Raw genomic sequence first — 23,157 nt, 5'->3', positions numbered from 1 at the left:
GAGATTGATTTTGATGAAAGGGGTCTAGTGCATTCGCGCGTTACAGAGACATGATATTATTTCCCTCTGAACTTCCCGAATGCCAACAGTTCTCTGCAAATCATGCGTGGCAAATTATGCCTGGATGAGAGGGCGGTTTTCCATCTAAGACAGTTTTCCCGTGATTCAAACTTCTATTCTTCTCAAAAAGCGCATGTTTGTTCAAACGAGTCAACTCGAAAAGTGGAGAAACCGCAACCTTTATTACTATCAAGATTTAGAAAAACTCTACAAGTTTTTTGTTCAACCCGGCTCTAAAGTCCTGGAGTTAGGTTCAGGGTTGGGCTACCTGCTGGAAGCGGTAAAACCAGCCTATGGTTTGGGAGTTGATATTAGCGAAACTGCCATTGAAAAGTCTCAAGAAAGGTTTCCCAATCTAGAGTTTCAGGTTGAAGATGCTGAAGAAGTCAATCCCAACCAAACCTTCGATTACATCATTTTGGCGAATACCGTGAGCTACATTCAGAATGTGCAGAGAGCGCTTCAGAATGTGCAAAAGTGCTGCCATCCCTCCACACAGCTTATTCTGACCTATCACAATCCTGCCTGGGAACCGATTCTCAATCTGGCAACGCTAATTGGTCAACGGATGCCGCTACCCGAACTCAATTGGCTAAGTTTTGAAGATGTTGAAAACCTGCTGAACCTATCAGGCTACGAGGTGGCATACCACGGCAAGCGGCTATTGCTGCCTAAAAACCTGTCGATCGTCTCCTGGTTCTTTAATCGCGTTCTGGCTCCCCTGCCGCTGCTGAATCGGCTTTGTTTGAACGAATATGTGGTTGCCCGTCCTCATCCTGGTCATGCCAGTCTTCAAAATCAGGTGCAGACTATGACCTGCTCAGTGATTGTGCCAGCGCGCAATGAGGCGGGCAATATCGAGAATGCCATCACCCGCATGCCGCGTTTAGGCCGCCATACCGAAATTATTTTCATCGAAGGACATTCCAAAGACGGCACCTGGGATGAAATTCAGCGCGTTCAGGCAAAATACGCCGATCGGTGGGATATCAAAATTGCTCAGCAGACGGGCAAAGGCAAAGGTAACGCCGTGCGTCAGGGATTCGAGATGGCGACGGGCGATGTGTTTATTATTTTGGACTCAGATCTGACAGTCCGCCCTGAAGAGATGGTGTATTTCTTTGAAGCGATCGCCTCTGGCTACTGCGAAATGGCAAACGGCTGTCGGTTGATCTACCCCGTTAGCAAAGTTGAAATGCCACTCCTCAACCGCATGGCAAATCGGTTCTTTGCCTGGTTGCTTTCTTATCTACTTAACACGCGAATTAAAGATTCTCTCTGTGGCACCAAAGCTATTTCCAAACAAAACTACGCAAGACTTGCTGCCAATCGATCGTACTTTGGAGACTTCGATCCGTTTGGGGATTTTGATTTGCTTTTGGGCGCTTCCAAACTTAGCCTGAAAATTAAAGATATCCCGGTTCGCTATGTGCCTCGCGAGTATGGCAGCTCCAACATTCAGCATTTCAAGGAAGGGCTAAATCTATTCAAGATGTGCCTTTATGCCGCTCGAAAAATCAAGTTTAGTTAAGAGGATGTCCAAAGCCCCTCATCCCCTAGCCCCTTCTCCCAAGGCAGGAGAAGGGGAACCGGAATGGAATTTTTGAGCTTGAGCCGGAAGGATTCCAGCATCTAAAACCCAAAATCGCCCCCAAAATCGCCCTAGATTGGGGTCGTTGCGGCACTACGCTGAACGCTAAAGCTATACCGTTCCCCGCTGCCCTCGGCGCTGGTGAACCGCAAATAGTAGGTACCAGAACTCAGCGTTGGAGCCAGAATAGAACCCGTTTCGCCATCATCAACATTGACAAATAAACTGCTGCCGTTGGTCTTCCTGACCGGATTGCCACTGCGATCGAGTATCGTTAGGGCGATCGGTTGACTAAAGCTGTTGTTCGTCAGGCGAGTCACGACTCGGCTCGTGCCGCCGATATCAAACTTGAAGAAATCAGGGTCGTTTGAGCTAACGCTGCCCAATCCGGTTCGGGTTTGCCCTAAGCTAATGCTGCCCAAGCTTTGAGCGTTGCCGATTGAACCGCTAGACGAGTTGTCGGATGACTTACCTATAGAGAGGCTCAGCTCATAATCCTCATCTTTGCTGCGGGGCTGGGCACTTTGAACCCTCAGAAAGTAGGTTCCGGCAGCCAGCTTAGAGTCCTTCAATGTGAAAGTTTTCAGGGCTTTAACGTTGGAAAATAGAAACTTGCCGTTACTGCCCTTCACCGCATTACCGCGACTGTCTAAAACAGTAATGGCGATCGGCTGGTTGCCGTCACTGTCGTTCTTCAGCTTTGCCGAAAAGCTGTTGCGGTTGCTCAGCTTGAACTCGAAGAAATCGAGATCATTGCCGCCCACGTCGCCCGAAAAGTTATAGCTTTTGCCAGACTTGAGCGTGCCCACATCTTTAGCGTCGTCGCGGGTGTCGCCAAATTCTTTTCTAGAGCCAAAGCTTAAGCGAGTGCTGCTGATGAGCGGGCTATTTTGAGTTGCAGGAATTTTGTGAGATGCCATATATCTTATCTGCTGTGACTTGTCTGCTGCGATTTATACTATCTTTTTGCCTCAGGAACGAGGAAGATTCAACCCGGTCTGTGACACTTGCTAAAACCCAAAGGTGTCAAACGCAGACTGCTGATCCCTTTCTAGACGCAGCAGGTGTAAGAATGGTTCCGGATCGGTTCCACGGTTTCAAATTAGATATGTTCTATGCTGGAAACATCGCCCTTGCCAATCGCAAACTTAATCTCGCGCAGATACATCAGCTCATGGCTCACTATCAGCAATTTATCAAGGTGCAAACCCAGGGCAAAACGCTCCATAGAATCACCCAAAAAGTTGCGGCGATCGTCTCAGAATCTGGCATCCAAACCGGGCTTTGCAGCCTGTTTTTGCGGCACACTTCGGCAAGCCTGATTATTCAAGAAAATGCTGACCCTGATGTGCTGCTGGATCTGGCAAATTTCTTGTCAAAGCTGGTGCCGGAAAACGATCGCTATATCCACAGTGCCGAAGGCGCAGATGATATGCCTGCCCATATCCGTACGGTCTTGACCCACACCTCAGAACAGATTCCGATCGCCCAAGGTCGGATGGTGTTGGGCACCTGGCAAGGCATCTACATTTGGGAGCATCGCAGCCACAGCAATCCGCGTGAACTCGTCGTGCATATCACGGGAGACTAGAAGCCCAGGCTTTTCGCCTCAGCTCACGCTTGAGCGGAAAACTCGTTGACTAATTTGATTCGTCCCTTACGAATCCCATAGAGCAGACGATCGATTGCCTGTTTCTCTTCGTCATCTAGAGACTCCTTTAGCAGGGCAGCCTGTAGACCATAGCGATCGGCTAACGTGAGCTGACCGGAAATGCTGGCTTGGGCAAACAGTTCGGCAAAGGCAAAGTCGAGGAGAGAGCTTTGTAAATGCATCGGAACATTAAAGAACTCGATGCTTCCTATCATTGCTGCTTATCTTTCGTATCGCTGTGATGAAATCTGGAGTGACTCTGTGACGCACATCACAGGTTTAAGCGCACAGGTTTAAGCTGGGCGCTGCTGAGGACAGTGCGGATCAGACGATCGCTCAACCCCCTCGCTTTTATAGCGCTACGCGCTTAGATCCAATGAGTTATTTTTTGAGAGCCGCGCGGAGCGCGGCTCTCAAAAAATAACTCGTCCTCACTCAATTACGTAATACCATACCCATCGTCTTCAGACTGCCGCTCAATTTGAGCGATTGCCAGCTTTGCCAACGTCCGAACGACCTGAGCCTCATCGTTCAAGGCAGCCTGTAGGGATTCAATCACTGTGCGATCGCCCGTTTTGCCCAAAGAGCTGACCGCAGCCTTTCTCACCTCCATCTCCGCATCTTGCAGCGCCAAAATCAGGTGAGGAATGGCGGGCGGATAGTTGACCTGCCCCAATACCGATGCTGCCTCTGTGCGAACCACAGATTCCGGGTCGGTTAAAGCCGAAATCAGCACATTGCAGGATTTGGTGTCAGACTGCTCTTGGGCAACATGGGCGATCGCCCCAATTACGGCGCAGCGAACATCTACCGAGTCGGAATTCAGCGCTTTGTAGAGATGCTCTGTGGCTTCAGAACCGATGAAAGCTAGTGCCCAGGCAGCATGACCTTTAGTGTCTTCAGGATGGCGATCGGATGCCAAAATCTCTAGCAGCGCAGGTACAGCAGCCTCTCCCGTTCGAGCCAGCGCCCCCGCAGATGAACTTCTGACGACTGTATCCTCGTCGTTTAGAAAAGCGTGAAGCAAGTTGGGCACTGCGCTGGGGTCAGCAATGAGGGTGAGAGTCTTCGCCGCCGCCCGCCGCACGACCACATTGCTGTGGTGCGCCAAAGCCTCCGCCAGAAACGGTGTTGCAGGTTCGCCAATGTCGCCCAAAGTTTCGGCAAAGCGTAGCCGCACCAGACCACGCGGATCGCCCAACCCCTCGACAAGCTGCTGCAAGACTTGGCGATCGCCAGAATCAAAATTGTCTAGCGTGATCTGTTGATTAACCCTTTGAACTAGCTCATCGTTAGCAATTTGCGCTTGCAAGATGGGATCGCTTTCTGCTGGATTTTTAGGCGCTGAAGTTTCGGAGTGGAGCGACATCAAAAGTTCCTTACCTTGGGTACTGCTCAATCTGCGGCTAGGCATTTGTGATCACTGGCTAGCAGTTAAAGCGATCTGCTGCTGGCGAAGTGCCTGAATCTGTCCATCAATCTGAGTCAAGCTTGGCTCCAAACTAGCAAGAGCCTGAGATTTCATCACCTTAGCCCGTTGCGCCATGGAGAGCGTGTCGTTGACCAAGCGCTCTCGATATTGCTCTAACTCGGTAATCATCTCAGCCAGGTCTTCAGGGGTTGCTTGCTCGATCGCGCTTGGCTCTGGGTTTAGCTCGTGAATATCTGCCCTTGAATCTGTCATTGGAGTCTCTGACCTTATGTTTTTAACTGAGTGTTCTTAAATGGGAGGTGCTAAAAGCGTACTTAAGCGTATGTTCAATTTTCTCAGATCCCGTTACCAACGAGCAAACCTTTTTCTCCATCCCTCGATCGCCCCAAACTGATATGCTGAGACAGCCCGTAGTGTGTTCGACAGCAGAAAAATGGAAAGCAGTTGGCTGGATGGGATAGCCGGAGGATTGGCGATCGTTATTCTTTTGGGCGGTTTGTTTATGCTGCTGAATGGCGCGTCAGCCATGGGTCAGGATGCTAATTCAAAACCCCCCAAAAAGTAGCGGCTCATGTTATCGCCCTTCGTCAATCTGAATTCGTCAGCATTGCTTTTGACCCTCCTGACCCTACACTGCGTCATGGGAATCTTGGCGGCGATCGTTGCCCAACGCAAGGGCAAAAGCTTCAGGCAATGGCTGATTTGGGGCTTGATCGGCGGCACTCCAACGCTGCTCATCGCCATTTTTCGCCCTGATCCCGCCCCGCCGCCCGCAAAGTAACGGTTCAAAGTAGCAGTTCAAGGTCTTACACGCTACCCACACCCCCTAGATGAATGCGATAGACTAGCTAAGCATTGTATGAGGTCTACAGAATGGGAAAGCAGTCAACTGGGGTTAAAGCACAATCTGAGCAGCCCGATAGTCTTCAACCTAATAGTCTTCAAACTGACGCTCAGATCGCCCATTCCCAAGCTCAGGTTAAATCAGATAGCCAGACTGCTCTCCACTCTGACCCTTCACCTCAAAAAACCTCTAAAGCCGCGCAAAAGTCCAAGCCGTCCCCTGAGCAAGCGCCAGCAAAACCCTGGACGATCGAAAGCAGCGAGGAGCTATACCGCATCAACGGCTGGGGCGAACCCTACTTTTCAATTAACGCTGCCGGACATATCACCGTTTCTCCCAAGGGCGACCATGGCGGTTCTCTAGACCTATTTGAACTCGTCAACGCCCTCAAGCAGCGCAACCTGGGCTTGCCGCTGCTGATCCGCTTCTCTGACATTCTGCAAGACCGCATCGAACGGCTCAATGCCTGTTTTGGTAAGGCGATCGCTCGCTACAACTATCCTGGCGTCTATCGCGGCGTGTTTCCCACCAAATGCAACCAGCAGCGCCATTTAATTGAAGATCTAGTGCGCTTTGGTAAACCTCACCAGTTTGGGCTAGAGGCTGGCTCTAAGCCTGAGCTGATGATTGCCTTGGCAATGCTGGATACGCCGGGTGCTCTCGTAATCTGCAATGGCTACAAAGACCGAGAGTACATTGAAACCGCAACTTTGGCGCAGCGGCTGGGTCATACTCCCATCATTGTGCTGGAGCAAATTGAAGAGGTGGAATTGGCGATCGAAGCCAGCCGCAATCTCGGTATTCAGCCCATCTTGGGGGTGCGCGCCAAGCTCAGCGCCAAAGGGATTGGACGCTGGGGAACCTCTGCGGGCGATCGCGCCAAGTTTGGGCTGACGGTGCCCGAAATCATTAAGGCCGTTGAGCAGCTCAAAGCCGCCGGGATGCTGAATGCCTTGCAGCTGTTGCACTTCCACATTGGCTCTCAAATTTCTGCCATCAGCGTTGTCAAAGATGCCATCCGCGAAGCCAGCCAAATCTACGTGGAGCTGTCCAAGCTGGGGGCAAACATGAAGTATCTGGACGTGGGCGGTGGCTTAGCCGTAGACTACGACGGCTCCAAAACCAACTTCCATGCCTCCAAAAATTACAACATGCAGAACTACGCCAACGACGTAGTGGCAGAAATTAAGGAGGCCTGCGAAGAGCGAAATCTGACGGTGCCCACCCTGATTAGCGAGAGCGGTAGGGCGATCGCCTCCCACCAATCCGTTCTGGTGTTTGATGTGTTGGGCACCAGCGAAGTGGTGTCCGATCCGCCCGAACCAGCCGAAGAAAAAGAGCATCTGATCATTCGCAATCTGTACGAAACCTATCACGCGATTAGCGCTGAAACCTACCAGGAGGCATACCACGATGCCGCTCAGTTCAAAGAAGAGGCGGTTAGCTTGTTTGGCTTTGGCTACCTCAGCCTGACCGAACGGGCGAGGGCAGAGCGGCTCTACTGGGCTTGCTGTGCCAAGATTCTGGAGATCGTCCGGCAGCAGGACTATGTGCCCGACGATCTGGAAGATCTAGAAAAGATCATGGCATCGATCTACTACATCAATCTGTCAGTCTTCCAGTCGGCTCCTGACACCTGGGCGATCGACCAGCTTTTTCCAATCATGCCCGTGCATCGCCTCGACGAAGAGCCGACTCGCCGCGCTACCCTTGCCGATCTCACCTGCGACAGCGACGGCAAAATTGACCAGTTCATTGACCTTTGGGATGTGAAATCTGTGCTAGAGCTACACCCGCTGAAGCGCAAGCCAGAAGTCACGCCCTCGGCGTATGAACCCTACTATCTCGCCATGTTCCTCAACGGCGCATACCAGGAGATTATGGGCAACCTGCACAATTTGTTTGGCGACACTAACGCCATTCACATCAAGCTTACGCCCACAGGCTATCAGATTGAACATGTGGTCAAGGGCGACACCATGAAAGAGGTTTTAGGCTATGTGCAGTACGACTCAGAGGATCTGATTGAGAATATTCGGCAGCGATCGGAGCAAGCCCTTCAAGAAAATCGCATCACCCTCCAGGAAGCCCAGCTCCTGCTGCAAAACTATGAGCGGAGCTTGAGCGGCTACACTTACCTGTCTTCGTAAGGGGGACATTGTTCATGAAGGGTGATAGGCGCGCTCAGCACCTATTACCCTGAACTATCAATTAGAGGCAGATTTTGTCCACCATGCTAGGGCGTAGTCCTGGACTGGCTCGTTGGCGCGATCGCCATACAATACCCGCAGCTTATAGCGTCCGGTTGTGGGAATGGAGTAGAAGATATGTTCGACGCTATCCACTTTGCTGATGGAAGATGTAATGCTTTTCTTGGTGCGGGTTGCATCGGCGGGCATCAGGTAAAGATTCAGATCGTTTAAGCCTTTGTCCTGAAAGGTTTCACCCGAATCAAATGTCTCGTTGCCGTTCCTGTCCTCAAGCTCGACCCGGCGATTCCAGTTCAGCGTCGCGGCGATGAAGCTACCGCCCTGCAAGGGTTGCTCAAACACATAGTCTCGATACGTAGGAATGCCTTCTGTATCGCCGACGGTATTGGCATCCCAGGCGATCGCCGGAATAGGCTGATCTGCGTTCCACTGACCCGGACTAAACTGCTGATAGGCGCGGTAGGCGTTGAGGTGCCCGGTGCCCATCTGCGCATCTAGCGGAATCTCTGGATCGGTGTAGGCATCTGATTCTAGCCAGCTTTTGTTGCGCAAATCCAGCAGCGTCCGGCTCATGCCTAGGCGTAGACCGTCGCCGCTGTCCTCAATTTTATCGGTTGAGTTCATGAGCACGGCTTTCATTACTTCCTGCCGTCGCGCTGCCAAGCCCCAGTGCTCCGATTTTTCCTTTAAGGCTCTGCGAATTGCCGCATCGCCAAACTCTTGCAGCAGCGCCACCGTTGCCGTTACATGGGGCGAGGCAAAGCTGGTGCCGCCTAGGTCGGGAGCCGATACGGTGCCGTCCGGAGCCAGCGTGGTAATTCGCCGTCCGGGAGCCACCAAGGAGACCGATCGCCTTGCCCCAACGTTGCGCTCTGTTGCTGGGTCGCGGCCGATCACGGTTGCAGGAATGCTGCCCAGGCTAAAGAAATCAACTTTGGTAAACTTGCCGTCGATGGGCATGGAGTTGGCGATCGTCATACCGTTAAAGGTGTCGGTCGGAATGGGAAAACCGCCTCTGCCCTGGTTTCCAGAAATTGAGTACAGCACGTTGTGCAGGCTTGCCGACCAATCGACGCATTGAGTCAGCAGCGCGTTGCCGTCTAGCACAGCATCCGGGCGCGGATCGCGGTTAAGCGATTCTCCGAAGCTAAAGTTGATAGCCCGGACATCGCCGCCGTTTTGCAGGGCAATGGTCTGGCTAGCCAGACATTCCTGCACCTGTCCGCTGCGCTGCTCAGCACCTACCCCAGCAGAGTACAAAACTGCGTCTGGCGCAACGCCCCGCACCGTTTTGTCGCGGCTAACCATGATGCTGGCAACCCTGGCGGCATGTTCGTCTACGCCCTGATTAGCGGTAGCAACTGCATCTCCAGTAAACAATCTGCCGATGGGGAGCGATCGGTTATTCACGGCTGCTTTATCCAAGCCAAACAGCGCCGGACGACCGATTTCGACTTGCCCAATGGCAATCTTTCGCCCCGTCAAATTATAGGGCGCGTCCTGCAATCGATAGGCATCAATGCCGTTTTCGCCCACCGAAGCAACGAGTGCCCATCCGGGTAGACTCACAAATGTCAGAATCAATCCCAGCGTCCAAGACAGCGCAAATCCCCCTAATCCGCCCATTAGGCGCTTCATCGTTTTTCGTCCGAGCTTTAACAGGGGCATAGAGGCGAATTTCCATAAATTTCTGATGAACTTGTATGTTCCAATGGAATTAGGTGCGAGTGCGTAATCCGACCTTAGAACATACCTTGTTACACTGAACACACTTTGGTTTTCACAAGAGTTTCCACAAGTTTAGATAGGCGGCTAGGTCAGCCGCTATGCCAGTTATATCAAGCACACCTAATCACCAGACAGGACGCAGGAGAACACAAGTCATGGCACAAACTCAATTGCAATCTCAGAAACCGATCGTGATTGCCCCATCTATCCTATCAGCAGATTTTAGCCGCTTGGGAGATGAGATCAGAGCCGTCGATGCGGCAGGTGCCGACTGGATTCATGTGGATGTAATGGATGGTCGGTTCGTTCCCAATATCACGATCGGCCCACTGATTGTGGAGGCTATTCGTCCCTGCACCCAGAAGCCACTGGATGTGCATTTGATGATTGTGGAACCGGAGAAGTACGTGGCTGATTTTGCCAAGGCAGGCGCAGATCACATCTACGTTCATGCCGAGCATAACGCCTCCCCCCACCTGCACCGCACTCTGGGTCAAATCAAGGAACTGGGCAAGCTGGCAGGCGTGGTGCTAAATCCCGGCAGCCCGCTGGAGCTGATTGAGAATGTGCTGGATCTGTGCGATCTGGTGCTGATCATGAGCGTCAACCCTGGCTTTGGCGGTCAGAGCTTCATCCCGACGATGATTCCTAAAATCCGCAAGCTGCGCGCCATGTGCGAAGAGCGCGGCCTAGATCCTTGGATTGAAGTAGATGGCGGATTAAAAGTGAACAACACCTGGCAGGTTTTGGAGGCGGGAGCCAATGCGATCGTCGCAGGTTCAGCAGTCTTCAATGCGGCTGACTATGCCACGGCGATCGAAGGCATTCGCAACAGCAAGCGTCCCGCCCCTGAGCTGGCAGCAGTCTAGGAGGGCATAAGGCGCTACGCGCTTAGATCCAATGAGTTATTTTTTGAAAGCCCCACTCCACGGGGCTTTCAAAAAATAACTCGTCCTGACTCAATTACGTAATGCTATAAAAAAAGGGGCACGCTGCGCCCCTTTCTTGATCCGGATGCTATGCGCCCACCGACTCCTTGGCGGCGTACAGCACCTCAGCCGTAATCTGTTCGATCTGCCGCTCACGGGCAAACTTCTCGGTATTGCGCTTCACCTTGCCGCGCACAAAGCCCGGAATCTTGTTCAGCTCTGCTAAACCATCCCGGCTCCAGGCGAGATCAGAATCGGCAGAAATGCCCTTGGTAATGCCCTCTTTGGTATCGTGACCGCCGAAGATTTCCAGCAGGTGATCCTCCATGCCCAGAGTGAAGGAGTTGTAGATCAAGTCTGTGATCTGATTGGTGCCTTCATAGCCCATGAATGGCTTGTAGCCGATCGGGAAATTCTGGATATGAATCGGAGCCGCAATTACGCCACAGGGAATATCCAGCCGCTTCCCCACATGGCGCTCCATTTGGGTGCCGAAGATAGCCGAAGGTTCTAGGCGGGCGATCGCATCTCCAATTTCGCCGTTATCTTCGCTGATCAGCACCTCGTCGCAATATTCGCTCACCTGCTCTCTAAACCAGTCGGCATCATACTTGCAGTAGGTTCCAGCCAGCACGACATGAATGCCCATTTCCCGCGCCAGGATTTTGGTCATTGCCGCCGCGTGGGTGTTGTCACCAAACACGACCGCCTTCTTGCCCGTCAGGTTTTGGCAGTCGATCGATCGCGAGAACCACGCTGCCTGAGAGACGTGCAGGGTTTGCTCGTTGATGAAGGCTTCGTAGTCTACCGCCGCGCCCTGCTCGTTCAAGATCTGCTGAATCTTGCGGATGCACCGAGCGGTTTCCACCACGCCCATGGGGGTAATATCGACAAAAGGCGTGCCAAACTGCTCTTGCAGATATTGGGCAAGGGGCAGCCCCAGCTCCCGATAGGGCACCAGATTGAACCAGGCGCGGGGCATCTTCTGGATGTCATACACCGTCGAGCTTTCCGGCATAACGACATTTACCTCAATTCCCAGATCCGCCATCAGCCGCTTTAGCTCAGTGCAGTCGTGCTGGTTGTGAAAGCCCATCGTCGAAGTGCCGATGATGTTCACCGAAGGCTTCTCGGTTTTTTGGGTAGGCAACTCGCCGCGCTTCAGGGCTTTCTCAATATAGAACTGGGCAATCTGATGGAGAGTGCGATCGGCGGCTTGCAGCTCGTTGTACCGATAGTGATTGACATCGGCAAGCATGACATCGCCTTTGGACTCCAGCTGTGCCCGTTCGACAAAGTTTTGCAAATCCTCTTGCAGAATGCTCGACGTGCAGGTGGGAGTCAGGACAATCAGATCGGGATGCTCTTCGGCATCTTTGCGGGTGATGTTGTCCACCACCTTTTCTTGAGAGCCACGCGCCAGCACATTCCGATCGACTACGCTTGTCGTCACGGGCGTAAAGTTGCGTTCCCGCTCCAGCATCGATCGCATGACGTTGAAGTAGTCATCTCCCAAAGGCGCATGCATGATGGCATGGACGTTTTTAAAAGAACTGGCAATGCGAAGTGTGCCGATGTGTGCAGGACCGGCATACATCCAGTAAGCCAATTTCATAGATAAAATCTCCGTTTGCTGTATGGCGCTAGGCTTAGGTCTGATTCTGATTGTCTCAAAGATAGGGTGTCTCTGGGCAAATGAGCGCAGGATTCTTAACCGTTCGTGATGTCTCTAGAATTAATCGTCTGGAATCAATTGTCTGGAATGAATTGCCTGGGAAGTCTTCGTGTATGGATCGATCGCTTTTCATGTTCTGAGGATGGCTCTAGATTTGCTACCTTTGGAGGAGTATTTTGGGGAGATACTCAAGGTCGGCATAGGCTTGAATACTTGAATAACAGTACAGCGACCTCTGAGTAGCGGCACCCGTAGCGTTGCTGACCTCTAGTTCATCACCAGCGGATTACAGCAATTTCAATTGCATAAACCACAGTTATTTTTTAGAAGCCGTGCTCCGCGCGGCTTCTAAAAAATAACCTACACTTAACCAAGCGCAAGGGGACACCCTGCAAACGGCGTTGCTGAATACAAGTATGAAAGCCCCCCAACCCCCCAATTCTGGGGGACTTTGAATGGCTCGGAAGTCCCCCAGAATTGGGGGATTTAGGGGGCGAGAAAACTGTCAAGTCAGATAGATTCATACTTCGATTCAGCAACGCCCTGCAAACTATAGTGTTGAAGTCACAGTGCCAATTATTGAAACTAACTATGCAAGACGAAGTATTAAGGAAAGAGCAGGAATTTCACGATCGCTGGGCGGCGGCGATCGATATTGAGGGCATTCGGGTCAAAGATTATTTTGAGGCTTGCACTGCGCCTGAGAATCGATTTATTTTGCGGCGGTTAGGGGATGTGAGCGGTCAGTATTTATTAGATCTAGGCTGTGGGGCAGGGGAAAACAGCGTTTATTTTGCCACGCGAGGGGCGCATTGTGTGGCGGCAGACTATTCGCCAGGAATGGTGGAGGTGGCGTTGAAGCTTGCCCGCAGCAATGGCGTAGAAGTGGAAGGAAAAGTGGTGAACGCTATGGCGATCGATTTTCCAGATAACACTTTTGATATTGTCTATGCCTCTAATTTATTGCATCATATTCCCGATCCCAAAGTTGCGATTCAAGAGGCGTATCGCGTCCTGAAACCGGGCGGCACCTTGTGTTTTTGGGACCCGCTAAAGCACAATCCTATTATCAACATCTATCGCAAAATCGCTACCGAAGTGCGCACAGAAGATGAAACGCCGCTGGATATTGCGATCGTTCATCATGTGAAATCCTTGTTTTCCAAAACTTCCTATGACACCTTTTGGATTGCGAGTCTCTGGATTTTCCTCCAGTTTTATCTCATTGAAAGAGTTAATCCGAATCAAGAGCGCTACTGGAAAAAAATTATTCTGGAACAGCAGCGGCTGAAGCCAGAATATTTGTTTTTAGAGAAGCTGGACATTTGGGTCAAAAAGATTCCCTATCTCAAGCGCTTCGCCTGGAACCTGGCTGTTGTTGCCCAAAAGTAGTGTTTATAATAAACAACGCGCATTTGTCCCGCTCTAACGGCTGTGGATATGAGTCCCCAATACTCCCTCGTGGTGCCCATCTACAACGAAGAAGATAACATTCTGGAGCTGCATCGGCGGCTGCGGAGCGTTATGGACAGCCTGGATGGGGAAACAGAGCTGATCTTGATCGATGATGGCAGCCGCGATCGCTCTTTGCTCTTGATGCGAGAGCTGCATGAACAGGATTCTCGTGTGTCTTACCTCAGCCTTGCTCGCAACTTTGGACACCAGGTTGCCGTCACGGCAGGGCTAAATTTTGCCAGAGGTGAAGCGATCGTGGTTCTGGATGCCGACCTGCAAGATCCGCCAGAGCTGATCCCCGAAATGATTGCTCTGTGGCGGCATGGCTATCAGGTGGTGTATGCCCAGCGGACGCAGCGCCAAAAAGAGCGGTGGCTCAAGCGAGTGACGGCCTATTCGTTCTACCGGGTGTTGCGGCATCTCGCCGATGTGGAAATTCCCACCGACACCGGGGATTTTTGCCTGATGGATCGGCGCATTGTAGACTTGCTCAACGCCATGCCGGAGCGCAATCGCTACATCAGAGGGTTACGGGCGTGGGTGGGCTTTCAGCAGACCGCAATTCAATATATCCGCGATCCGCGCTATGCCGGAGAGGTGAAATACACCTTCAGCAAATCGTTGGCGCTGGCAATTAATAGCCTAGTGTCTTTCTCCAGAGTGCCTCTACGCCTCTCGACTTACTTAGGATTAGGGGCGGCGGCGATCGCGCTTCTCATGGCGGTTCTGGTGGTCTACTGGCGCTTTTTTGCGCCTCACTCTCCGCTAACAGGCTATGCCACAATCACGGTAGTCGTGTTCTTTCTGGGAGCCGTTCAGCTTATCAGCATCGGCATTTTGGGCGAATACATTGGGCGAATATACGAAGAGATCAAGGGTAGACCGCTTTACACGCTCTCAGAAGTGGCAGGTTTTCAAGACCATCGTGAAATAGCCAGGAATTCTAGGCGATCGATTCCTAAAGAGGAAAATTTGGAGTAGCCCGATTGATACCGCCAGCCCCTTCCCTTTAGGTCAGCAGCAGGTAGCGGAGCAGGATGCTCATGAATTCACCCGGAGTTTGGGTAGATTGAGGTCGGCTCCAGGCTCCGGCTTCCGCGTAGCTCTGGTTGTGGAGCAGGCATCTTGACCGCCCCACAAAGCTGAGAAGTCAGTGACTATTCGCCTATTCATTCATCACATTCAAAGTCCTCCTCGATCGCCTTTCGCCAGGATGACTAGAGCTTTATCAATGTCTCGAATTTTGATCGCCCGAAGTGCGGTAAGGATGGCTCTGATTAGAGCCACTTCATCATCGGAGAGTATAACCATAGGGTTTTGCCTCAATAAGGTTGAATTGATCTTGTCCGCATATACGCATATACGCAAGTAGAGGTGAGAAGATTCTTCTGGTACTTTTGCGGCTAAATGTAGCGAGTGGCTCCTAAGAAAAGACCGGAACTAAGAATATATCTAGACTCTGACCTAGATAAGTTGGTAAAGACGATCGCCACTATTCGAGAAGAGTCAATCAGCGCCGTTGTAGCGGAAGCACTGGAGTCATGGCTGCAACAGCCTAGACAACAAGAAATTATTGAAAAGCATAGGCTAGATGAATTGGATTAGATAAGCCTGCTTGAATGATCGATATAAAAACTTAAACGTTTCTTATTAATGCTTGAATCTGAGCTACAAACAATCGAATCTGAGCTGCAAAGATTACAACTTGACCTGCAAACACTTAAACATTTGTTGCAAATAAAATAATATTTACTACTCCGGTTAAAGCATGAGCTTCTCACACTTCAACTGGAATAGCTCATGCTTTAACCGGAGTAATTCATGCTTTGACTTAAGCTGCAAAGCAAACTGGATTTGCAACAACGGCTTAAAAGTTTCTATGTAAGGTTTGCGATCGCTACTCTATATCTTAACAATGCCAAGCAGAATAACTTAAATTGAGGTGAAGATAATCTATGCTGAAAGACTTGCTCTGCCTAGATATCTTTTGCTTACTTAGACTTATCTACTTAACTGCTCCATTGTCATGCAAATACAAAAGCTTAGCTCTCGAATATCAAAATAGAGTGAAGCTGTGTGATCAAGTAGAAGTCTTAAGCGTAACTCTCTACAACATCATTATTAGCGGCATCTTCAAATATTTCACGATCTCGACTAGGATGCAGATCGCAGCCGCTAGGTAACGTCACCTTGTAGAGTTTCGCTTCGCTTAGCTGTTCTAAACTCCAATTTGTAATATCTGTCAAGTTAGTATTCTCGAATTGAGCGTCGTCGAGAATAGCATTTTCCAGATTGGAACCTGTGAGGTTAGCATTAAGAAGAATCGCCCCTGTAAGGTTAGTCCGTGTAAGATTAGCACCTCTCAAATCAGAATCTCGAATATCAGAATAACTGAGGTCAGCATTTGAGAGATCGGCACCACTGAGGTTAGTGCGAATAAGATCAGCGCGGATAAGCTTCGCTTTCTTGAGTACAGCGCGGGTTAGATTTGCACGAGTAAGTTTAGCTTCATGAAACTCAGCCTCGTTGAGGTAAGCATAACTAAAATCTGCTCGAATAAGTATAGCCTCTGTAAAGTCAGCGTAACTAAGGCTTGCACCTTTAAGTTTTACTCCAGGGAGGTAAGCTTGGCGTAGGATAGATTCTCGCAAATCTATCCTCAGATTGCTCACAAGATTTGCTTCGGCTAAGAACGATATGACACTTGCTTGACGTGCCGAATCCTTAGCAGCTTTGAGCATTCGCAGTAATGATAAAGTTCTTGCACGGATTATATCCTTTGCTGTATCTGCAATTGTTGGTTGAAGGCAATCCTCCCGATGAAAGGCTTCCTTTCCAGCACTTTCAGGATATCTCTTAACCTCTTGATGAATATCGTCCGTTACTCGAAAAGAGACTTCATTCTCATCTCCTTTGTCAACCATTGAAACCGTAACTGTTGTATCGTGAGAGAAATCCTCTTGAGCTAACAAGAGAGCAACTTTTTGATTAATTAGTAAATCTGACAAACGGTCAAAATAAGTTTGGAGAGCATCTTCTCGTTGCTTATCTTCAGCTCGTTCTTTTTCTAATTGTTCTTGTTTTCTATTCTGTTCCTGTTCAGTTTTTTCTCTGTCACGCTTTACACTTTCTTGTTTATCCTGGAACCAAAAGCTGAGCCCTGCTAACGTCGCAGGGGCAAGTAACAAATTCATCCAATCCCAAAGAGTTTTTTCCGATTCACGCTTACTAATGTCAGATGTCTTTGTTGTGATATTGCCCCTTGTCTCTATTTTCTCGACAGAGTAGGTTGCTTTCTCTTCAATATCTTCTCCAAAGCCAGTCCATTCACGAGCATTTACAGATAAGCGTGGAAATGTCCCATTAATCTCAAAGCAAAGGATAAAAACAGAAATAACGATAGATGGGAGTAATAACTTAGAGGTAAGAGATAATTGCTCGACTTTTTCTAAAAGTGAAGGTTGTCTATCACTATTCATGGCACCTATCCTCAATAGCTAGCTTTATTTTTCTTCTAAAGAAAGAAATTCGCCTATTCTTATTGAATTAAGAATTACTTATCCTTTCATAATATATAGGCATAGAGAATGGTTACGCCATATTAAAGCCTGTAAAGTTAATTTCATTTCCAATGATACGATTAACAAAAGTGTACATATATCAAGGTTTGACGTGTGTAAGGCTCTGTGTGCTTGTCATGTACTATTGAAGATACTGTCTTGGCAATGTAAAGAGATCTCCCACTAGAAAAACTTGCTGACTAAATATCTAAAATCCGGAAGTACATGGCTAATGAGTTCATCCTAAGAATACAAAGTTGCTGCAAGCCTTAAGACGACATTTTCACGACGATACACCTCAACCATTTGTTCTTGTCAACTCACAATCCAGTATTCCAGCACGCCTCGAACTGAATAGAGCTTCAGCTTGGCTTCTCGATCGCGCCGCTCATTAGTTTTGCCAGGAGACAGCACCTCAATGACCAGTTCTGGTGCAGCGGTCAGATGTCCTGCCTCATCCAGCAGTCGCTCCAGTCGCTCATGGCTTGCCCAAACCACATCTGGAATCACGTTATCCGATTCTGAGAAGATAATGCCAGGGTTAATTGCAGCTTGACCCAGTCCACTCTGGTCAGACCAAAACTTCAGCAGAGCAACAATATTGCTACAAACCGCTTGATGCTTCCAATCGGGTGCCCTAGTCACAAATAATTCTCCATCAATAATCTCGTAGCGCTTGGAGCGATCGCCCTCAAAAATTGCTAGATCAGCAGTTGTCCAACGGATAGGATTGGTGGTTGTGGACTGCATAGAACCCTTCGCCCTGTTATTCTTCAATCATGTTCTCTAATCATAGGTCGCTAAATAGCCCCTCGCACTAGGATCACCGTCCGATCGCTGCTGTGGGCGATCGCTTCTGGAATATTGTCTTTGATCACTTTTGCTACAACATTTGTGTATCTGCGCCTAGGTTGGCTCCCGGTCAGACACTTGATAGAGACAAATGTAAGGGGCAGAGTTCAAAGCCAAGAAAAAAGTAGTGCATTAGGCAACGCCGTAACACACTACTGCTAATTATTTTGGTGCGTTAGGCGATCGCTAACAGCACCCTACAAGAATGTCTGCTTGCCTAGAACTCTGCAACAACCTTGTCTTCTTCAATCTGGCTCCCTTCGGAGACAATTTGATTCAGCATAGAACGAAGATGATCGCCCTCAATCACCTCAGTCTCTAGAAGCTGGAGGGAAATCGTTTCCAAAAGCTCTCGGTTTTGCTTGAGAATGTTGAGTGCCTGCTGATGGGCATTCTCTACGATCGCCTTCACTTCTTGATCGATCGCCTCTGCGGTCTGAGGGCTAACCAGACGACGGGGATTCATCGGGTCGCCTCCCAAGAACTGATTTTGCTGACCTTGCTGGTACGCCAGAGGCCCCAAAACCTTGCTCATGCCGTAGGTTGTCACCATGCGCTCTGCCAAATCCGTTGCCCGCTGCAAATCGTTAGATGCGCCTGTGGTAATGCTGCCAAAGACAACTTCCTCAGCCGATCGCCCACCCAGCAGGGTCGCAATCTGACCGTGCAACTCCTCTTCACTCATCAAAAAGCGATCTTCAGTTGGCAATTGCAGCGTGTAGCCCAATGCCGCCATGCCGCGAGGCACGATCGAGATCTTTTCGACTTGGCTGGTTCCGGCTACGGCACTGCCCACCATGGCATGACCGACTTCGTGATAGGCAACAATCTTTTTCTCTTTCTCGTTCAAGACGCGACTCTTCTTCTCCAGACCTGCCACTACTCGCTCGATCGCCTCTGCAAAATCAGCTTGGGCAACCTCTGTCCGGTGATTTCGAGCTGCTAAAAGCGCAGCTTCATTGACCAAGTTAGCCAAGTCGGCTCCCGCAAAGCCAGGAGTGCGAGTAGCAATCACCTTCAAGTCAATATCAGCGCCTAACTTCACCTCTTTGGCGTGAATTTCAAGAATTGCCTGCCGCCCAATTAGGTCAGGGCGATCGACTAAGACCTGACGATCGAATCGACCGGGTCGCAGCAGCGCTGGGTCAAGCGTCTCAGGACGGTTGGTTGCCGCTAGCACAATCACCGTTGCGCCTCCTGCCGCGAAGCCATCCATCTCGGTCAAAAGCTGGTTGAGGGTTTGCTCACGCTCGTCGTTGCCGCCGTAGAAGCCGTTGGAGGCTCTAGATTTGCCGATCGCATCCAGCTCATCAATGAAAATGATGCAAGGAGCCTGTTTCTTGGCTTGTTCAAATAGGTCACGCACCCGTGAGGAGCCAACACCAACAAACAGCTCAACAAATTCTGAGCCAGAGATACTAAAGAAGGGAACGCCTGCCTCACCCGCTACAGCCTTCGCCAGCAGCGTTTTACCTGTTCCGGGAGGGCCAATTAGGAGCACGCCTTTGGGAATTCTTGCCCCAATTTGGGTGAAGCGTTGCGGGGTCTTGAGGAAATCTACAATTTCCACTAGCTCAGTCTTGGCTTCTTCAACTCCAGCAACGTCAGCAAACGTAATCTTGCCAGATTCACCTTCCACATAGACTTTTGCCTTGCTCTTACCAATGGACAGCGCTCCTTGAGGTCCGCCGCCCCGATTGAGGAAAAACTGCCAAATGCCGACAAAAATCAGCGGTGGAATCACCCAGCTCAAAACGCTTCCAAACCAGGCATTCTTGGGTGGCGGAGCAGCTGCAAACTCAACGCCATTGTCTTCCAGACGCTTCGGCAGCTCTAAATCAAAAATAGGGGTAGTTGAAAACAGCTGTCCCGGCTGCCCATCTGCTTCCTTGAGCTGGTAACGAATTTCATTCTGCCCAACCGAAACCCTCGCCACCTCTTTGTCCTGCACCTGATCAATGAACAGGCTATAGGGGACTTTGGGAACGGCAGGCCCCAAGAGGCTAGGTAAAAGGACATTCGCTAATAAAAACAGCCCCGACACGAGCAACAAGATGTTGCCAATCTGACGAGAGCGGGGGGGCTGAGGTTGGTCTTTAATCGCCATTTCGTTTAGCGTTCCTTTCGTTAGAGATTACTTTAGTCAATCAGCCCTCTGCTGATCTACAGCGCTACTTGCTGAACTCACAGCTTGCTAGTCTAGGCATTCGTTGTCTATGCATTCATTTACTCTCGCTAGGGCACCTCTAGCGCTACTCAACAAAAGGCTGAAGTTTTGTAACGTATCCATATGATCATTCTATAGGGTTTAGCTTGTGGAGCTTTGTACGGGGATCACGCCATTGCGGCGATCGCACAAGCCCTAAAAGCTAGGCTCAGTAAGCTTTTTCCATCCAATCAAAAATTTTGTCTAGTTGCTCTAAGGTGATTAGCCCGTACTGCCACAACACCATAGGCAGGTTGGTAGCCTGCTCTGGCTGGCGGAGGGCTAGGGCGATCGCCGAGGTAGGAAGGGCTAACTCCTCCCGCAAAAACTGAACTAAGCGAACCGTGGATTCTGTTGCCATAGCTTTGAGGGTGCAAAATAAACGAGTTTTTTAAATTTTGTAAACTAATCTAATAATTATTCTGATGGAATCATAGCGAGAATTCAACACATTTGGGATGTTCTTCTGGAAAGATTACGGTTGTATCAGAGCGTTTCTGATTAGCTTAAGATCTAGCCTTGCTGACCTGTAGCCATCCGTTCAGACCCATGGTGGCGCAAGTCAAAAGCCAGAAAATCATCCTAGAGACCGATAAAGAGCAACATTTACCTTTCTCATCTTTGAGCCTCTACTATGAGAAGACTCCTGTGTTCTATAGAACCTATGTACTATAGCGTAGAAATACGCTTCAATCCTTGTAAGTCCCTTTCAATAAACCTTTTGCAGATTGAAGCGAATTTCGCCACCAACCTCAATTCTGGGGAACCGGAGTTCAAAGTCCCCAGAATTGGAGGTTGGGGGCAGATGCGTAAGTCCTATTCAATCTAGAAATCCTCATCTGCCAAAGGTCTAATAACCAGAGGTCTAATAAAGTGAGAGGATCAGAAGCTCTGCCCTAAAACGTTTATTTAGACAACTACTGGACAATCTGATGGCGAATGCTAAACGCCAGCCTGCCTGGAAGACTGAGTTAGATGACTTAATGCGTGCTGTCGCAGGGGCATTTCTCTTTGGTGCGCCTTTCCTCTACACCATGGAAGTCTGGTGGAAAGGTAACTTTACGTCACCTCCACGAATGCTATTGCTGCTTGGCATTGCCTATGCTGCTCTGATTTTGCTGAACCTGCAAGGCGGCTTTCGTGGGGAGCGTTCAAAAACCCGAATGCGCGTTATGACCGATAGCCTAGAAGCGCTGGCGATCGCCCTACTATCGGCAACCCTGAGCCTGATTCTAATTGGCGTTATCCATCTAGATACCGGACTTGAGGCAGCTATGGGTCGTGTCATCAATGAGGCGTTGCCCTTCAGCTTAGGGGTGGGAATTGCAGATAACGTGCTTCATCCAGATGACGACACTGCCTCTGAACCCGATTGGCAGGATCAAACCTGGCGTGGAACTTTCGCCGATGCGGGTGCGACTGCTCTAGGTGCCATTGTTGTGAGTGCTTCCATCGCCCCCACCGATGAAATTCCGATGATTAGCAGCATGATTTCTGTGCCTTGGCTGCTGATCATCATTGCCGCTTCTCTCCTGCTGTCCTATTTGATCGTATTCCAAGCCAGCTTTGGCGCACAAAACAGCCGCAGGTCACAGCCCGGATTTTTTCAAAGCCCGATTAGCGAAACCCTCGCCTCCTATTTAATTTCTTTGCTCATATCGGTCTTGATGCTCTGGATCTTTCAATTGGTTCGATTGGAAGATCCTGGGGTGCAGTGGGTAAGCTACACGGTGATTTTGGGGTTTCCCGCTACGATCGGCGGAGCAGCAGGCAGGTTGGCACTATGACAAACTCAACGGGTAAGAAAATTGGCACCGATCCGCGCACCAAGGCTGAGCAAGTCTCGCTGGCGATCGCGCTGGCATTGCTGGCTGGCGTGATTGGCATTGTGATTTCGCTCTGGTTAAATTCATCTGGCGAACCTGCGCGATTCCGCGTCGATCGAGGATTAGTTCGCAATGAGGTGGGAGTCTATTACCTGCCGATTACCGTCACTAATGAAGGCGCTGAGACAGGAGCGCAAGTCACGGTTGCTGGAAAGCTAAGAGGAACAGACGACCTAGAATCCACGACTACGTTTGACTTTATCTCTGGAGGAGCGAGCGTGACAGGGGTTCTGGTCTTCCAGACTGAACCGACTTCGGCAGAAATTCGCGTCGTTGGCTATCAGCAGCCCTAAGTTCGCCGATCGCCCTTCAGGCTTTTCTTTGCGATCGGTTTACCGAAGTAGCCGCCATTTCTAGCCGCTACTTCGGCGAACTTCGGGTCAACACCTGCCAAATGATAAAAGCTGCAAAGGCGCTGTAGCCAATGACAGTCAGCCATTCTAGCGATCGGTCAGCCGCAGAATAATCCATGGGCGCATGGGATATAGACTGAGTAAATTATTCACTATAGCGCTACGTGCTTAGATTCAATGAGTTATTTTTCGAGAGCCGCGCGGAGCGCGGCTCTCGAAAATCATCTGCCACCTCATCTTAAATTGGTATGAGATTCAAAATCTAAGCTCCAAAATCTAGGGCGTGTTTTAAAACCCTTTGGAACGATTAGCTAGCCTAGATCTGATGGGTTCAGCCTCCTTCCATGATTCTTCCTCCAAATTCAATTCACCGTCGGGGTGACTTAAACGAGTCGCAATGGCAACGACTCAGATGTCTACTGCCTGCCCAAAAGCCTCCTGTGGGTCGTCCGAGTCACGATCATCGCAGAATCATCAATGGCATTTTGTGGATTGTCAGAACTGGTGCACCTATAGCCCTTCGGGCATTCAAGAAAGGCGAGACTTGCCCGAATGCTATGGGGCATGGGCAACCGTGTCAGGACGCTTTTACCGCTGGTGCAAACAAGGGCTGTGGCAGCAGATTTTGCAAAAGCTGCAACAGCTTGCCGATGCTAAAGGTCAACTCGATTGGGCTCTTCCCAACTTTTGGTGATCTTACGGCATGATCAAGATATCCCTCGTTT

Annotated in this window: 23 protein-coding genes and 2 pseudogenes; 13 read left to right on the top strand and 12 right to left on the bottom strand. The window is 50.0% G+C overall.

Annotation, left to right across the window (positions count from 1 at the left end):
* Positions 1-193: 193 nt before the first annotated feature.
* Complete coding sequence (locus tag AC5JMP_RS04420; RefSeq protein ID WP_495850219.1) at positions 194-1,591, top strand: glycosyltransferase; 1,398 nt, start codon at positions 194-196, stop codon at positions 1,589-1,591.
* Positions 1,592-1,722: 131 nt separating this feature from the next.
* On the opposite strand, the gene AC5JMP_RS04415 is transcribed toward AC5JMP_RS04420, so the two are convergent.
* A complete protein-coding gene (locus tag AC5JMP_RS04415) occupies positions 1,723-2,571 on the bottom strand; it encodes a hypothetical protein (RefSeq protein WP_495850218.1) in 849 nt (282 codons plus the stop codon).
* A 254-nt stretch (positions 2,572-2,825) separates the two neighbouring features.
* On the opposite strand from AC5JMP_RS04415, the gene AC5JMP_RS04410 reads away from it, so the two are divergent.
* The gene (locus tag AC5JMP_RS04410; RefSeq protein WP_495850267.1) at positions 2,826-3,242 is read left to right on the top strand and encodes a secondary thiamine-phosphate synthase enzyme YjbQ; all 417 of its coding nucleotides are present in this window, start codon (positions 2,826-2,828) and stop codon (positions 3,240-3,242) included.
* Between the two features lie 23 nt (positions 3,243-3,265).
* Here AC5JMP_RS04410 and AC5JMP_RS04405 read toward each other — a convergent pair whose 3' ends face one another.
* The 3 genes from AC5JMP_RS04405 to AC5JMP_RS04395 form a co-directional block, all read right to left on the bottom strand.
* On the bottom strand, positions 3,266-3,484 hold the full coding sequence (locus AC5JMP_RS04405) for a hypothetical protein (protein ID WP_495850217.1): 219 nt from the start codon (positions 3,482-3,484) through the stop codon (positions 3,266-3,268).
* A 257-nt stretch (positions 3,485-3,741) separates the two neighbouring features.
* Positions 3,742-4,671, bottom strand: coding sequence for a HEAT repeat domain-containing protein (locus tag AC5JMP_RS04400; RefSeq protein WP_495850216.1), 930 nt, complete (start codon positions 4,669-4,671; stop codon positions 3,742-3,744).
* A gap of 51 nt (positions 4,672-4,722) precedes the next feature.
* Positions 4,723-4,986, bottom strand: a complete 264-nt coding sequence (locus AC5JMP_RS04395) for a DUF8630 family protein (RefSeq protein WP_495850215.1) — start codon at positions 4,984-4,986, stop codon at positions 4,723-4,725.
* A gap of 181 nt (positions 4,987-5,167) precedes the next feature.
* On the opposite strand from AC5JMP_RS04395, the gene AC5JMP_RS04390 reads away from it, so the two are divergent.
* The 3 genes from AC5JMP_RS04390 (at position 5,168) to speA (ending at position 7,728) form a co-directional block, all read left to right on the top strand.
* Entirely contained in the window at positions 5,168-5,299 is a 132-nt protein-coding gene (locus AC5JMP_RS04390) for an NAD synthetase (protein WP_495850214.1), read from the top strand.
* A gap of 6 nt (positions 5,300-5,305) precedes the next feature.
* Positions 5,306-5,515 carry a hypothetical protein gene (locus AC5JMP_RS04385; protein WP_495850213.1) on the top strand — a complete coding sequence of 70 codons (210 nt, stop codon included), beginning with the start codon at positions 5,306-5,308 and terminating at the stop codon, positions 5,513-5,515.
* A 92-nt stretch (positions 5,516-5,607) separates the two neighbouring features.
* A complete protein-coding gene (gene speA / locus AC5JMP_RS04380; protein ID WP_495850212.1) occupies positions 5,608-7,728 on the top strand; it encodes a biosynthetic arginine decarboxylase in 2,121 nt (706 codons plus the stop codon).
* Between the two features lie 57 nt (positions 7,729-7,785).
* Here speA and AC5JMP_RS04375 read toward each other — a convergent pair whose 3' ends face one another.
* On the bottom strand, positions 7,786-9,456 hold the full coding sequence (locus tag AC5JMP_RS04375) for a S8 family serine peptidase (RefSeq protein WP_495850211.1): 1,671 nt from the start codon (positions 9,454-9,456) through the stop codon (positions 7,786-7,788).
* 215 nt (positions 9,457-9,671) lie between these two features.
* Between AC5JMP_RS04375 and rpe the strand changes: the two genes are divergently transcribed.
* Complete coding sequence (rpe, locus tag AC5JMP_RS04370) at positions 9,672-10,385, top strand: ribulose-phosphate 3-epimerase (RefSeq protein ID WP_495850210.1); 714 nt, start codon at positions 9,672-9,674, stop codon at positions 10,383-10,385.
* 148 nt (positions 10,386-10,533) lie between these two features.
* On the opposite strand, the gene bchB is transcribed toward rpe, so the two are convergent.
* The gene (gene bchB / locus AC5JMP_RS04365) at positions 10,534-12,060 is read right to left on the bottom strand and encodes a ferredoxin:protochlorophyllide reductase (ATP-dependent) subunit B (RefSeq protein ID WP_495850209.1); all 1,527 of its coding nucleotides are present in this window, start codon (positions 12,058-12,060) and stop codon (positions 10,534-10,536) included.
* Positions 12,061-12,711: 651 nt separating this feature from the next.
* Here bchB and AC5JMP_RS04360 point away from each other — a divergent pair.
* Both AC5JMP_RS04360 and AC5JMP_RS04355 read left to right on the top strand, forming a co-directional pair.
* On the top strand, positions 12,712-13,512 hold the full coding sequence (locus tag AC5JMP_RS04360; protein WP_495850208.1) for a class I SAM-dependent methyltransferase: 801 nt from the start codon (positions 12,712-12,714) through the stop codon (positions 13,510-13,512).
* Between the two features lie 48 nt (positions 13,513-13,560).
* Positions 13,561-14,556 (top strand): glycosyltransferase family 2 protein, encoded by a 996-nt coding sequence (locus AC5JMP_RS04355; protein WP_495850207.1) that lies wholly within the window; start codon positions 13,561-13,563, stop codon positions 14,554-14,556.
* 28 nt (positions 14,557-14,584) lie between these two features.
* On the opposite strand, the gene AC5JMP_RS04350 is transcribed toward AC5JMP_RS04355, so the two are convergent.
* Together AC5JMP_RS04350 and AC5JMP_RS04345 are read right to left on the bottom strand one after the other, a co-directional pair.
* Positions 14,585-14,713 (bottom strand): hypothetical protein, encoded by a 129-nt coding sequence (locus AC5JMP_RS04350; protein ID WP_495850206.1) that lies wholly within the window; start codon positions 14,711-14,713, stop codon positions 14,585-14,587.
* Positions 14,714-14,757: 44 nt separating this feature from the next.
* Positions 14,758-14,886, bottom strand: a complete 129-nt coding sequence (locus AC5JMP_RS04345) for a hypothetical protein (RefSeq protein WP_495850205.1) — start codon at positions 14,884-14,886, stop codon at positions 14,758-14,760.
* Between the two features lie 105 nt (positions 14,887-14,991).
* On the opposite strand from AC5JMP_RS04345, the gene AC5JMP_RS04340 reads away from it, so the two are divergent.
* Entirely contained in the window at positions 14,992-15,180 is a 189-nt protein-coding gene (locus AC5JMP_RS04340) for a hypothetical protein (RefSeq protein ID WP_495850204.1), read from the top strand.
* 488 nt (positions 15,181-15,668) lie between these two features.
* Here the strand turns inward: AC5JMP_RS04340 and AC5JMP_RS04335 are convergent, their stop codons facing one another.
* The 4 genes and pseudogenes from AC5JMP_RS04335 to AC5JMP_RS04320 all read right to left on the bottom strand — a co-directional run bounded on the left by AC5JMP_RS04335 (position 15,669) and on the right by AC5JMP_RS04320 (position 20,554).
* Positions 15,669-17,054, bottom strand: coding sequence for a pentapeptide repeat-containing protein (locus AC5JMP_RS04335; protein ID WP_495850203.1), 1,386 nt, complete (start codon positions 17,052-17,054; stop codon positions 15,669-15,671).
* Between the two features lie 324 nt (positions 17,055-17,378).
* Positions 17,379-17,885 (bottom strand): annotated as a pseudogene (locus tag AC5JMP_RS04330) (Uma2 family endonuclease).
* A gap of 319 nt (positions 17,886-18,204) precedes the next feature.
* Entirely contained in the window at positions 18,205-20,094 is a 1,890-nt protein-coding gene (gene ftsH4, locus AC5JMP_RS04325; RefSeq protein ID WP_495850202.1) for an ATP-dependent zinc metalloprotease FtsH4, read from the bottom strand.
* 268 nt (positions 20,095-20,362) lie between these two features.
* Positions 20,363-20,554, bottom strand: a complete 192-nt coding sequence (locus AC5JMP_RS04320; protein WP_495850201.1) for a DUF2949 domain-containing protein — start codon at positions 20,552-20,554, stop codon at positions 20,363-20,365.
* A 571-nt stretch (positions 20,555-21,125) separates the two neighbouring features.
* Here AC5JMP_RS04320 and AC5JMP_RS04315 point away from each other — a divergent pair.
* The 4 genes and pseudogenes from AC5JMP_RS04315 to AC5JMP_RS04300 all read left to right on the top strand — a co-directional run bounded on the left by AC5JMP_RS04315 (position 21,126) and on the right by AC5JMP_RS04300 (position 23,126).
* Entirely contained in the window at positions 21,126-21,980 is an 855-nt protein-coding gene (locus AC5JMP_RS04315) for a TIGR02587 family membrane protein (RefSeq protein ID WP_495850200.1), read from the top strand.
* Positions 21,977-22,372 (top strand): hypothetical protein, encoded by a 396-nt coding sequence (locus AC5JMP_RS04310; RefSeq protein WP_495850199.1) that lies wholly within the window; start codon positions 21,977-21,979, stop codon positions 22,370-22,372. The genes AC5JMP_RS04315 and AC5JMP_RS04310 overlap by 4 nt, the downstream gene beginning before the upstream one ends.
* 404 nt (positions 22,373-22,776) lie before the next feature.
* Positions 22,777-22,887: pseudogene (locus AC5JMP_RS04305) on the top strand (hypothetical protein); the annotation flags it as partial.
* Positions 22,845-23,126: a transposase gene (locus AC5JMP_RS04300; RefSeq protein WP_495850266.1), complete on the top strand. Its 282-nt coding sequence runs from the start codon at positions 22,845-22,847 to the stop codon at positions 23,124-23,126. The pseudogene AC5JMP_RS04305 and the gene AC5JMP_RS04300, both read left to right, overlap by 43 nt.
* Positions 23,127-23,157 lie beyond the last annotated feature (31 nt).

The organism is Drouetiella sp. (assembly GCF_059504425.1).
This window is presented reverse-complemented; position numbering and strand designations above follow the sequence as displayed.

Excerpts from the sequence above, each read along its gene's own strand:
- AC5JMP_RS04420 (WP_495850219.1), top strand. The coding sequence starts at position 194 with ATGTTTGTTCAAACGAGTCAACTCGAAAAGTGGAGAAACCGCAACCTT.
- AC5JMP_RS04415 (WP_495850218.1), bottom strand. The coding sequence starts at position 2,571 with ATGGCATCTCACAAAATTCCTGCAACTCAAAATAGCCCGCTCATCAGC.
- AC5JMP_RS04410 (WP_495850267.1), top strand. The coding sequence starts at position 2,826 with ATGGCTCACTATCAGCAATTTATCAAGGTGCAAACCCAGGGCAAAACG.
- AC5JMP_RS04405 (WP_495850217.1), bottom strand. The coding sequence starts at position 3,484 with ATGCATTTACAAAGCTCTCTCCTCGACTTTGCCTTTGCCGAACTGTTT.
- AC5JMP_RS04400 (WP_495850216.1), bottom strand. The coding sequence starts at position 4,671 with ATGTCGCTCCACTCCGAAACTTCAGCGCCTAAAAATCCAGCAGAAAGC.
- AC5JMP_RS04395 (WP_495850215.1), bottom strand. The coding sequence starts at position 4,986 with ATGACAGATTCAAGGGCAGATATTCACGAGCTAAACCCAGAGCCAAGC.
- AC5JMP_RS04390 (WP_495850214.1), top strand. The coding sequence starts at position 5,168 with ATGGAAAGCAGTTGGCTGGATGGGATAGCCGGAGGATTGGCGATCGTT.
- AC5JMP_RS04385 (WP_495850213.1), top strand. The coding sequence starts at position 5,306 with ATGTTATCGCCCTTCGTCAATCTGAATTCGTCAGCATTGCTTTTGACC.
- speA (WP_495850212.1), top strand. The coding sequence starts at position 5,608 with ATGGGAAAGCAGTCAACTGGGGTTAAAGCACAATCTGAGCAGCCCGAT.
- AC5JMP_RS04375 (WP_495850211.1), bottom strand. The coding sequence starts at position 9,456 with ATGCCCCTGTTAAAGCTCGGACGAAAAACGATGAAGCGCCTAATGGGC.
- rpe (WP_495850210.1), top strand. The coding sequence starts at position 9,672 with ATGGCACAAACTCAATTGCAATCTCAGAAACCGATCGTGATTGCCCCA.
- bchB (WP_495850209.1), bottom strand. The coding sequence starts at position 12,060 with ATGAAATTGGCTTACTGGATGTATGCCGGTCCTGCACACATCGGCACA.
- AC5JMP_RS04360 (WP_495850208.1), top strand. The coding sequence starts at position 12,712 with ATGCAAGACGAAGTATTAAGGAAAGAGCAGGAATTTCACGATCGCTGG.
- AC5JMP_RS04355 (WP_495850207.1), top strand. The coding sequence starts at position 13,561 with ATGAGTCCCCAATACTCCCTCGTGGTGCCCATCTACAACGAAGAAGAT.
- AC5JMP_RS04345 (WP_495850205.1), bottom strand. The coding sequence starts at position 14,886 with ATGGTTATACTCTCCGATGATGAAGTGGCTCTAATCAGAGCCATCCTT.
- AC5JMP_RS04335 (WP_495850203.1), bottom strand. The coding sequence starts at position 17,054 with ATGAATAGTGATAGACAACCTTCACTTTTAGAAAAAGTCGAGCAATTA.
- ftsH4 (WP_495850202.1), bottom strand. The coding sequence starts at position 20,094 with ATGGCGATTAAAGACCAACCTCAGCCCCCCCGCTCTCGTCAGATTGGC.
- AC5JMP_RS04320 (WP_495850201.1), bottom strand. The coding sequence starts at position 20,554 with ATGGCAACAGAATCCACGGTTCGCTTAGTTCAGTTTTTGCGGGAGGAG.
- AC5JMP_RS04315 (WP_495850200.1), top strand. The coding sequence starts at position 21,126 with ATGGCGAATGCTAAACGCCAGCCTGCCTGGAAGACTGAGTTAGATGAC.
- AC5JMP_RS04310 (WP_495850199.1), top strand. The coding sequence starts at position 21,977 with ATGACAAACTCAACGGGTAAGAAAATTGGCACCGATCCGCGCACCAAG.
- AC5JMP_RS04300 (WP_495850266.1), top strand. The coding sequence starts at position 22,845 with ATGTCTACTGCCTGCCCAAAAGCCTCCTGTGGGTCGTCCGAGTCACGA.